Raw genomic sequence first — 8,532 nt, 5'->3', positions numbered from 1 at the left:
GCCATTTCCCGTCGGGGGTGATTGCCGTCGCCGCGGAGGCGGACGGGCAGCGGCTCGGTATGGCGGCCAGCACCTTCGTCCCGGTGTCGTTAGAGCCGCCCCTGGTGTCGTTCTGTGTGCGCAACGCCTCGGAGACCTGGCCCAAGCTGGAGCGATTGCCGGTCCTGGGGATCAGCGTCCTCGGGGAGGCGCATCGCGACGCCGCGCGGACGCTGGCGGTGAAGAGCGGCGACCGGTTCGCCGGCGTGGAAACCGTGTCGTCGGAGGCGGGTGCGGTGTTCGTCAAGGGCACCTGCGTCTGGCTGGAAAGCGCCATCGAGCAGCTCGTGCCGGCCGGTGACCACACCATCGTCGTCCTGCGGGTCCGCGACATCACCGTGCACGGCGAGGTGTCGCCGATCGTCTTCCACCGCAGCGGTTTTCGGCGGCTGAACTAACCCCCAACGAGCCCCGCAACGAGTGAGGAGCCACGCAGAGCGCTTCTCGCGAAACGTCTGCGTGGCTCCTCAGCCAACGGTCTTACTTTTTCCGGAACAGCTTGTTACCCAGCCAGACGACCGGGTCGTACTTGCGGTCGGCGACGCGCTCCTTCATCGGGATCAGCGCGTTGTCGGTGATCTTGATGTGCTCGGGGCACACCTCGGTGCAGCACTTATTGATGTTGCAGAAGCCCAGGCCGTGCTCGTCTTGAGCCTGGTGCTGGCGGTCCATGGTGTCCAGCGGGTGCATGTCCAGCTCGGCGATCCGCATCAGGAACCGCGGACCGGCGAAGGACTTCTTGTTCTCCTCGTGGTCGCGCAGGGTGTGGCAGACGTCCTGGCACAGGAAGCACTCGATGCACTTGCGGAACTCCTGCGAACGCTCGACGTCGATCTGCGCCATCCGGTACTCGCCGGGCTGCAGTTCTTTCGGCGGCGCGAAAGCCGGGATCTCCCGGGCCTTCTCGTAGTTGAACGAGACGTCGGTCACCAGGTCGCGGATCACCGGGAAGGCGCGCAGCGGGGTGATGGTGACGGTCTCGCCCTCATCGAACGTCGACATCCTGGTCATGCACAGCAGCCGCGGACGGCCGTTGATCTCCGCCGAGCAGGAACCGCACTTGCCCGCCTTGCAGTTCCACCGCACCGCAAGGTCCGGGGCCTGTTGGGCCTGCAGGCGGTGGATGATGTCGAGGACGACCTCGCCCTCGTTGACATCCACCTGGAAGTCGTGCAGACCGCCGCCCTCGTCGTCGCCGCGCCAAACCCGCAGATTCGCCAGATAGCTCATGTCAGCCCTTCCGTCCCGGGTGCGCCGCGAGTTCTTCGTCGGTGAAGTACTTGCCGAGTTCTTCGAGTTCGAACAGTCCCAGCAGGTCCTCGCGCATGGGCGCCTGCTCCTCACGGGTGGCCACGACCTCCGGCATCACCGGGTCATCGCCGGCCGACCGGCAGACCACCAGCGCGCGTCGCCAGTGGTTGTCCATCTGCGGGAAGTCGTCGCGGGTGTGGCCGCCGCGGCTCTCGGTGCGGGCCAGCCCCGACTTGGCGACGCACTCGCTGACCAGCAGCATGTTGCGCATGTCCATGGCCAGGTGCCAGCCCGGGTTGAACGCGCGGCCGCCGGCGGACTCGATGTTGCGGAAGCGGACCTTGTATTCCTCGATCTTGTCCAGCGCCTGCTGCATCTCCTCGCCGGTGCGGATGATGCCGACCAGGTCGTTCATCGTCTGCTGCAGCTCGGCATGCAAGGTGTAGGGGTTCTCCGGCTTGGCCTTGCCCTCCGGACCGTGGAACGGGGTCAGGGCGATCGCGGCGGCTTCGTTGAGCGCTGCCTCCGACACTGCCGGCCGGTTCTTCAGCGCCCGCACGTAGTCGGCGGCGCCCAGCCCGGCCCGACGGCCGAACACCAGCAGGTCCGACAGTGAGTTGCCGCCGAGCCGGTTGGAGCCGTGCATACCGCCGGAGCACTCGCCGGCGGCGAACAGGCCGGCGGTGGCCGTCGCACCGGAATCCGGGTCGACCTCGATACCGCCCATGACGTAGTGACACGTCGGGCCGACTTCCATCTCGTCCTTGGTGATGTCGACCTCGGCGAGCTCCATGAACTGGTGGTACATCGACGGCAGCCGGCGCTTGATCTCCTCGGGAGTCATGCGGGTGGCGATGTCGAGGTAGACGCCGCCGTGTGGGCTGCCGCGTCCGGCCTTGACCTCGGTATTGATCGCGCGGGCGACCTCATCACGGGGCAGCAGGTCAGGCGTGCGGCGTGCCTTACCGTCGGCTGATCCGCGTTGTTCTGCGAGCCACTGGTCGGCTTCCTCTTCGGTCTCGGCGTACTGCCCCTTGAACACCGAGGGGATGTAGTTGAACATGAAGCGCTTGCCCTCGGAGTTCTTCAGCACTCCACCGTCGCCGCGCACGCCCTCGGTGACGAGGATGCCCTTCACCGACAGCGGCCAGACCATCCCGGTCGGGTGGAACTGGATGAACTCCATGTTGATCAGGCCGGCGCCGGCGCGCATGGCCAGCGCGTGGCCGTCGCCGGTGTACTCCCACGAGTTCGACGACACCTTGAACGACTTGCCGATGCCGCCGGTGGCCAGCACCACCGCGGGGGTCTCGAACAGGACGAACTTGCCGGTCTCGCGCCAGTAGCCGAACGCGCCGGCCACCTTCTTCTCCCCGCTCGTTTCGTCCAGGACCAACTCGGTGATCGAGCATTCGGCGAAGACCTTGATGCGGGCTTCGTAGTCGCCCAGTTCGGCCTTGTCCTCCTGCTGCAGCGAGACGATCTTCTGCTGGAGGGTGCGAATGATCTCCAGGCCGGTGCGGTCACCGACGTGGGCCAGCCGCGGATAGGTGTGGCCGCCGAAGTTGCGCTGGCTGATCCGGCCGTCCTTGGTGCGGTCGAACAGGGCGCCGTAGGTCTCCAGCTCCCACACCCGGTCGGGTGCCTCCTGCGCGTGCAGTTCGGCCATCCGCCAGTTGTTGAGGAACTTGCCGCCGCGCATGGTGTCGGCGAAGTGCACCTGCCAGTTGTCCTTGGAGTTGGCGTTGCCCATCGCCGCCGCGCAGCCGCCCTCGGCCATCACCGTGTGGGCCTTGCCGAACAGCGACTTGGACACCACGGCCACCTTCAGGCCCCGCTGGCGTGCCTCGATGACGGCCCGCAGACCGGAGCCGCCGGCGCCGATCACGACGACGTCGTACTGATGCCGTTCGATCTCAACCATGTGTGTCCTTACTCAAGGTGTTGGCAGAACTATCCGATGAAACGCAGGTCGGAGATGGTGCCGCTGGCTACCAGCATGATGTAGAAATCGGTGAACATCAGCGTGCCGATGGTGATCCATGCGAACTTCTTGTGATGCACGTTGAGCTTGCTGATCTTGTCCCACAGCCAGTACCGCACCGGGTGCTTGGAGAAGTGCTTGAGCCGCCCGCCCATGACGTGCCGGCAGGAGTGGCAGGACACGGTGTAGGCCCACAGCATGATGACGTTGACCCACAGGATGACGTTGCCCAGACCGAACCCGAAGCCGGACGGGGAGTGCATCGCCTGGATTGCGTCCCAGGTGTTGATCACCGAGATCAGCGCCGCGATGTAGAAGAAGTAGCGGTGCAGGTTCTGCAGGAGCAGCGGGAAGCGGGACTCGCCGGTGTAGGTGGCGTGCGGTTCGGCCACCGCGCAGGCCGTCGGGGACTGCCACACCGAACGGTAGTAAGCGCCGCGGTAGTAGTAACAGGTCAGCCGGAACAGCAGCAGGAACGGCAGCGACAGCAGCGCGTAGGGCAGCAGCGACAGCGGCCCTGAGGCGGGCAGGATCTGCGGCCAGAACTCACTGGCCTCGCCGCACTTGACGCTCACGCATGGTGAGTAGAAGGGCGTCAGGTAGTGGTACTTCTCGACGAAGAAGTGGTCACGCTGGAACGCTCGCACCGTCGCATAGATGATGAACGCGGCGAAGCCGAGGTTGGTGAGAATCGGCGACTTGAGCCAGTTGTCGGTGCGCAGTGTGCGCTCCGAAATCTGGGCCCGGCCGGGCGAAAATACGCCGGTGGCACGCCGATTGGCGGTAGGTGCGCTCATCTGCAGTGATCCCTCTCGAGTCAGCTGTCCCGAAGAGTACCCACGTTTGCGCTGTCGGCAGAAATTGGGTCAGCGGCGGCCCTGGCCCCCAAGACCCTCGTCTTCGACGTCGCGCCAGAACTCTCGGTCATAGGGGGTGTCGGGCACCGGAATCTTCTCGCCCGCATGCACGGCCGTGTGCCTGGCCAACTCGAGTTCCCCGGCGTCCATCTCCAGAAGTTGCAGGTCACTGAGCATGCGCTCGGTGTCGATCACCACCCGCCGCATGGCCGGATCGTTTCCGTAGCGGTGCTGCAGCGAGGTCACACACCGCCGCAGATTGCCGATCAGATGGTGCAATTCGGCGAGTTCAGCGGCTCTGGACATGGGGCCTCCGGTGGCTGTGCAGTCATGATTCCGTTACCGATGCTAGCCAGGTTCGGGCTTTCGTGTGAGAGACGTCACGTCCGCGTCAGGTTCTAGGGTCGGGCGCTCCGAGCCGGAAGACGTGCGGTGCGCGCACGCCAATGGTATTGCGGGTGTCGACCACCAATCGTGCCGCCGAGGCGACCTCCTCGTAATCCACGCCGCGGTGGTCGGTCAGCACCGCCACACAATCGGCGTCGCGCAGCACCTCGGCGCTGTAGTCGACGCACGCCAGGTCGACTCCGCCCGCCCACATCCGCGCATCGATACGCGGTACGAACGGGTCGTAGTAGGACACCCCGGCGCCCTTGGCATGCAGCAGGGCCATGATGTCGAGGGCCGGTGATTCCCGGACGTCGCCCACACCGCGCTTGTAGGCCACCCCCAGCACCAACACCGTCGACCCCCGGAATGCCTTGGCATGGGTGTTGAGCGCGTCGCCGATCTTGTCGACGACGTGATGCGGCATGGCTCCGTTGACCTGGAACGCCAGATCGATGAAGCGTGCTTCGAGTCCCACCTCCCGGACTTTCCAGGAGAGGTAGGACGGATCGACGGGGATGCAGTGGCCGCCGAGTCCGGGCCCCGGATAGAACGGCATGAACCCGAAGGGTTTGGTCGCCGCGGCGTCGATGACCTCCCACACATCAACCCCGAGCCGGTCGCACATCTGCGCCAGCTCGTTGACCAGCCCGATGTTGACCGCCCGGAAGGTGTTCTCCAGAAGTTTCACCATCTCGGCGGTGCGCGGTGAGCTGACCGGCACGATCTGTTCGATCGCGCAGCCGTAGAGCGCTGCTGCCAGCGTCGAGCAGTCGGGGGTCAGTCCGCCTACCACTTTCGGCAGGTTGCGTGTGGTCCAGTCCGGGTTGGCTGGGTCAACCCGTTCCGGTGAGAACGCCAGGAAGAAGTCGACCCCTGCGCATAGGCCGTCCTGTTCGAGAATCTCGCGCAGAATGTTCGTCGGTCGTACCCGGGTAGGTCGTCGACTCCAAGGCGATGAGCATGCCCGGGCGTAACTGCTCCCGCACCGAGCGCGCCGCGGAGACCACATAGGAGAGATCGGGTTCCCGCGGCTTCCGAAGAGGTGTGGGGACACAGATCAAGACGGCGTCCACGGCGCCGGCAGCGGCCATGTCGGTCACCGCGCGAAGCCGTCCCATGGCGACCAGATCCGCGACCGCGGCACCGGGCACATCGGCGATCAGCGACCGGCCGCTGTTGATCGCGTCGCACACGTCCGCGTCGAGATCGACACCGACGACGGCGAAACCACACTCCCCGAAGGCCACCGCGAGCGGCAACCCGACATAGCCCAGACCGACGACACAGACGCGCGCGGTTCGGTCTGTGATTCGCTGGTGCAGAGCAGGAGCGTGCGGACTGTGCAAGTCCGGCCCGTTCCCCCGGCTCACGAAGAGACCCAGTGAGGTGTGCAGTGACAGTTCTGGTCACCGGGGGTGCCGGTTTCATCGGCTCGCACCTGTCGGCGGCCCTGCTTGCCCGAGGCGAAACGGTTCGAGTGGTCGACAACCTGTCGACGGGTCTGATCGGGAACGTGCCCGCGGGAGCGGAGTTCGTCAACGGTGACCTCACCGACGCGGCCAGGGCACTGGAAGTTGTGAGCGACTGCGACGTGGTCCTGCATCAAGCCGCCCTCCCGTCGGTGCCGTTGTCGATCGCCGTGCCGCGTGCGTCGCACGACGCCAACATCAACGCAACGTTCAACGTACTGATGGCTGCACGCGAAACCGGCGTCAAGCGAGTCGTTTACGCGGCTTCGTCGTCAGCCTATGGCCACAGCCCGACGTTGCCCAAAGTCGAGACCATGCCCGCCAATCCGCGGTCCCCCTACGCGCTGCAGAAGCATGTGGGTGAGGTGTACTGCCAGCTCTTCACCCGGCGACATCGCCAAAGCCCAACGGCTGCTCGGCTACCGGGTGGCCGTTCCGTTCGGGGAAGGTCTGTCCAGGACGGTCGACTCGGCGCGGGGCGCCTGATCGTCAGGCGGGATGCAGTCCCATGAGTTCGGCCTGATGCCGAAGTGCTGGAATGCTGGCACACACCTCGTCGAAGGTGCCGGTCGCGAGAACGGCGCCGTCCTGCAGGTACACCACCAGATCGGCGTGCCGCACGGTGGAAAGCCGATGGGCGACGACGAGGGTGGTGACGCCGTCGTGGAGTTCGTCGAGCATGGTGGTGATGGTGTGCTCGGTCTCCGCGTCGAGGGAACTGGTCGCCTCGTCGAGGGTCAGTAGTCGTGGCTGGCTGAACAGCGCCCGCGCGATGCCCAGACGTTGCCGCTGACCTCCGCTCAGCCGAAGGCCGCGTTCCCCGATCACGCAGTCCAGGCCTTGCGGCTGCTGGCGCACGTATTCCTCAAGTTCGGCCCGGCGCAGGGATTTCCAGACCAACGCGTCGTCGACGATCTCCGGCGGCAACCCCAGGGCCACGTTGGCCCGGACGGAGTCGTTGGTGAGCAGGACATCCTGCGGTACATAACCGACGCCGCCGGGCCAGCGCCGGACCGCATCGGCGGGCGGCAGTCCGCCGAGGGTGACCCGACCCGAATCCGGTTGCAGCACACCGAGGACGACGTCGGCCAGGGTTGACTTTCCGGCTCCGCTGCGCCCCACGAGGGCGACGGTCTGCCCCGCTCCGAAGGACAGGCTGACGCCCTTCAAAGCCGGTTCACCGGCGCCGGGGTAGGTGAACGTCACGTCGGTGAGCGCGACGGCCGGAACGAAGTCGGCGTGTCCGTTCGCCAGCACCTGCCGCAGGCTCTCGATGTCCGGCTCGTCGTGCGCGGTGTCGACGGGGTGGCCGAGTTCCTCGGCCAGTTGGTAAGTGGACAGTGCCGAGGCCGAGGCGCTTCGGACCTGCAGAGTGGCTGACTGCAGCCGCAGCATGGACGGCATCACCCGGGTGGCGGTGGCCAGGAAGACGGCGAACATGCCGGCGGCGACATCGGCGTTCTTCGTCGCGAACAGAATCCCGGCCAGGGCGAAGGCACCCAGGACCAGGCCGCCTTCGGACACGTACTTGGGCAGCATGGCGATGAGCTGGAGATCGGCCAGGGTCTGGGCAAACTCGCGGCGCAGACCCTTGATCCGCCCGGCGTACAGCATCCGGCGGTCGGACACGGTGATCTCGCGGTAGGCGCCGACCGCTTCCTGCACCGTCACCAGGCTGGCGACCTGGAGGCGCCGCCGCTCGGCGCCGAGTCGTTGCGCCCGTTTCCCCATGACCCGCTGCAGCACGCCGCCGAGTGCGGCGAAGTAGGCGACACCGACGGCGGTCACCGCTGGATTGATCAGCAGCAGCGTCGCCACGAGCAACGTCAGCAGCGTGGCTTCCGAGGCGATGATGACCGCTTGGCCGAGTACCACGCTGGTGGCGTAGTAGGTTCCTTCCAGCAGGGCGGCGGCGGTCTGCTGGCTCGACCGCTGCTGGATGACGGTGAGCGGGCGCGACAGCAGTTCCCGGGTCAGCCGAGCCGAGACCAACGCCTCACGGCGGGCAAGGAAGGTCAGAATCCGTTTCATCAGAAGCGGATTCACGACGTTGCGGGTAATTAGCAGCACCGCGGCCACACCTGCCGTCCCCGCGATGAGCGCGGTGTTCGACGCGTGCACGCCGAGCGCCGAGAGGGCGTCGACCATCCTGGCCGGCGGCGGTTGTCCTTTGACGGCCGCCACCGCGAGCAGGCCCACCACGCCCAGCAGGGCGACGCCGACCAAATCCAGCAGCGAGGTCGCCATCTGCGTGGCGACCGCCAGTGCGAGCAATCGGCGGTCGCGCCGGTTCAGTAGCCGAAGCGACGAACGCACGGCCTCCGTCACGGTCACCCGAAAAGTGTGACACTCGCACCCGGCGGACATGAACCGGCGCGCGCCGGTGGTGGCGGCCCGCCCCGGCTCAGGTGCCGCGGGTTACCTGCTAATCGCGATGCGCTGGGCGGTGGACCCGGCGTAGGCGCCCTTGACCCGGACATCCGGTTGCCGTTCGCCCTTGGCGAACTACCAGGCGTCGCCGTCCCGCCAGTCGCACATGAGG

The 8,532-nt window shown here is 66.5% G+C and carries 9 protein-coding genes; 2 read left to right on the top strand and 7 right to left on the bottom strand.

Going from position 1 to position 8,532, the window contains the following annotated elements; all coding sequences use genetic code 11:
• Positions 1-437 (top strand): flavin reductase family protein (locus tag ADBZ6I_RS13775; protein ID WP_526384753.1); only part of this gene is annotated, 437 nt, incomplete at its 5' end.
• Positions 438-519: 82 nt separating this feature from the next.
• Here the strand turns inward: ADBZ6I_RS13775 and ADBZ6I_RS13770 are convergent.
• The 6 genes from ADBZ6I_RS13770 to ADBZ6I_RS13745 all read right to left on the bottom strand — a co-directional run bounded on the left by ADBZ6I_RS13770 (position 520) and on the right by ADBZ6I_RS13745 (position 5,780).
• A complete protein-coding gene (locus ADBZ6I_RS13770) occupies positions 520-1,269 on the bottom strand; it encodes a succinate dehydrogenase/fumarate reductase iron-sulfur subunit (RefSeq protein ID WP_526384751.1) in 750 nt (249 codons plus the stop codon).
• Position 1,270: 1 nt separating this feature from the next.
• Positions 1,271-3,214, bottom strand: a complete 1,944-nt coding sequence (locus ADBZ6I_RS13765; protein ID WP_526384749.1) for a fumarate reductase/succinate dehydrogenase flavoprotein subunit — start codon at positions 3,212-3,214, stop codon at positions 1,271-1,273.
• A gap of 29 nt (positions 3,215-3,243) precedes the next feature.
• Positions 3,244-4,071: a succinate dehydrogenase subunit SdhC gene (gene sdhC, locus ADBZ6I_RS13760; protein WP_526384747.1), complete on the bottom strand. Its 828-nt coding sequence runs from the start codon at positions 4,069-4,071 to the stop codon at positions 3,244-3,246.
• Between the two features lie 69 nt (positions 4,072-4,140).
• Positions 4,141-4,437 carry an Rv0250c family protein gene (locus ADBZ6I_RS13755; RefSeq protein WP_526384745.1) on the bottom strand — a complete coding sequence of 99 codons (297 nt, stop codon included), beginning with the start codon at positions 4,435-4,437 and terminating at the stop codon, positions 4,141-4,143.
• An 85-nt stretch (positions 4,438-4,522) separates the two neighbouring features.
• Complete coding sequence (locus tag ADBZ6I_RS13750) at positions 4,523-5,380, bottom strand: nucleotide sugar dehydrogenase (protein WP_526384755.1); 858 nt, start codon at positions 5,378-5,380, stop codon at positions 4,523-4,525.
• Complete coding sequence (locus ADBZ6I_RS13745) at positions 5,355-5,780, bottom strand: hypothetical protein (RefSeq protein ID WP_526384743.1); 426 nt, start codon at positions 5,778-5,780, stop codon at positions 5,355-5,357. The genes ADBZ6I_RS13750 and ADBZ6I_RS13745 overlap by 26 nt, the downstream gene beginning before the upstream one ends.
• A gap of 134 nt (positions 5,781-5,914) precedes the next feature.
• On the opposite strand from ADBZ6I_RS13745, the gene ADBZ6I_RS13740 reads away from it, so the two are divergent.
• Positions 5,915-6,502 (top strand): NAD-dependent epimerase/dehydratase family protein, encoded by a 588-nt coding sequence (locus ADBZ6I_RS13740; protein ID WP_526384741.1) that lies wholly within the window; start codon positions 5,915-5,917, stop codon positions 6,500-6,502.
• Here ADBZ6I_RS13740 and ADBZ6I_RS13735 read toward each other — a convergent pair.
• The gene (locus ADBZ6I_RS13735; protein ID WP_526384739.1) at positions 6,480-8,324 is read right to left on the bottom strand and encodes an ABC transporter ATP-binding protein; all 1,845 of its coding nucleotides are present in this window, start codon (positions 8,322-8,324) and stop codon (positions 6,480-6,482) included. The two genes, ADBZ6I_RS13740 and ADBZ6I_RS13735, sit on opposite strands and share 23 nt — an antisense overlap.
• Positions 8,325-8,532 lie beyond the last annotated feature (208 nt).

Source organism: Mycobacterium sp., assembly GCF_044342925.1.
GTDB lineage: Bacteria > Actinomycetota > Actinomycetes > Mycobacteriales > Mycobacteriaceae > Mycobacterium.
This window is presented reverse-complemented; position numbering and strand designations above follow the sequence as displayed.